Source organism: Streptomyces sp. UH6 (assembly GCF_013421635.1).
GTDB lineage: Bacteria > Actinomycetota > Actinomycetes > Streptomycetales > Streptomycetaceae > Streptomyces > Streptomyces abyssomicinicus.
Genome location: NZ_JACADT010001063.1, coordinates 1 through 1,879 on the forward strand (window position 1 = coordinate 1; position 1,879 = coordinate 1,879).

The 1,879-nt window shown below is 74.6% G+C and carries 1 protein-coding gene and 1 pseudogene; both read right to left on the reverse strand.

Annotated features, from left to right (window positions below; translation table 11 throughout):
- Positions 1-363, reverse strand: a pseudogene (locus tag HW445_RS29210) (hypothetical protein); the annotation flags it as partial.
- Positions 364-656: 293 nt separating this feature from the next.
- On the reverse strand, positions 657-1,879 hold a 1,223-nt coding region (purD, locus tag HW445_RS29215; RefSeq protein WP_180223838.1), incomplete at its 5' end, for a phosphoribosylamine--glycine ligase.

Here is a 1,879-nt window from a genome sequence, read left to right on the forward strand (position 1 = left end):
CAGCTCTATGGCGGACGGCGCGGGGACGCCCAGCCGGTCGGCGAGGTCCCGGACCAGCCGGTAGAGGTCGGGCGCGGAGCGCTCGGGGATCGGGACCGTCGGGCTGGTGGCCGGCCGGGAGCGCGCGACCACCAGCGAGACCGCCGCCGCCGCGCACAGCACCAGCACCGCCAGGACGGCGGTCACCAGTCGCGACAGGTCCCAGAACGGCCCGGCCAGCCGCCCGGTGGCACCCCCCGCCACCAGCACGACGAGGATCGCGGCCGGCAGCAGCGCCGTGCCCAGCGCCCAGCCCCGGACGCGCAGTACGGCGAGCGCCCTGGCCCGCGGGCCCGGCGCGGCCTCCATGCCCGTACCGGTCACGACCGGACCTCACCCCCTCACGTGTCCGTCGCCTGTCAGTCGTCGGTCTGTGCTGCGCATGCCCCCACTGTGGCACCGGGCCGGGACATCGCAATGTCTGTGGGCCAAGTGCCGGAACGCTCGCGGGGCACACTAGTTGGGGTCCGGACCCCAGTCAGCCATACCGCTCATCGCTCACTCGATGGAATGGCTTTGGGGAAAGGTGGATGACGCAGCGCAAAGATCAGGCCCCGGATTCCGGCCCTCGAGGGGCCCGGAGTCCGGGGCCTGCGCGCTGCGGCGGGAACGACGGGTCAGGCGTCCAGGGCCGCCTTCAGCGCGATGTCGGTGCGGTGGTGGGAGCCGTCCAGGTTGATCCGGGCGACCGCCGTGTAGGCGCGGTCGCGGGCCTCGGTGAGGTCGGAGCCGGTCGCGGTGACCGACAGGACCCGGCCACCGGCGCTGACCACGGCGTCGCCCTCCCGGCGGGTGCCGGCGTGCAGCACGTAGGCGTGCGGGGCGTCCTTCTCGGCGACCTCGTCCAGACCGGTGATGCGGTCGCCGGTACGGGGCGTGCCGGGGTAGTTGTGCGAGGCGACGACCACGGTGACCGCGGCCTCGTCGCTCCAGCGCAGCGGCTCCAGGTCGCCCAGGTTCTCCGTGGCGGCGGCCATCAGGACACCGGCGAACGGGGTCCGCAGGCGGGCCAGGACCACCTGGGTCTCCGGGTCGCCGAAGCGGGCGTTGAACTCGATCACCCGCACACCGCGCGAGGTGATCGCCAGGCCGGCGTAGAGCAGGCCGGAGAACGGGGTGCCGCGACGGCGCATCTCGTCGACGGTGGGCTGCAGCACCGACGCCATGACCTCGTCGACCAGCGCCGGGTCGGCCCAGGGCAGCGGGGAGTAGGCGCCCATGCCACCGGTGTTGGGGCCCTGGTCGTCGTTGAGCGCGCGCTTGAAGTCCTGCGCGGGCTGGAGCGGGACGACGGTGGTGCCGTCGGTGATGGCGAAGAGGGAGACCTCGGGGCCGTCCAGGTACTCCTCGATCACCACGCGCTCGCAGCCGGCGGCGTGCGCCTTGGCGGCCGCCAGGTCGTCGGTGACGACGACGCCCTTGCCCGCGGCGAGGCCGTCGTCCTTGACGACGTAGGGGGCGCCGAACGCGTCCAGCGCCTGGGCGACCTCCTCGGCGGTGGTGCAGACGTAGGAGCGGGCGGTGGGCACGCCGGCGCCGGCCATCACGTCCTTGGCGAACGCCTTGGAGCCCTCCAGCTGCGCGGCCTCCGCGGACGGGCCGAAGACCGCGATGCCCACCGCGCGTACGGCGTCGGCGACGCCGGCCACCAGCGGGGCCTCCGGGCCGACGACCACCAGGTCGGCGTCCAGCTCCTGGGCGAGCGCGGCGACGGCGGGGCCGTCGGTGGCGTCGACCGCGCGCAGCTCCGCCACCTCGGCGATTCCTGCGTTGCCGGGGGCGCAGTGCAGCGCGGTGACGGCGGGATCGAGGGACAGGGAGCGGCACAGGGCGTGTTCGC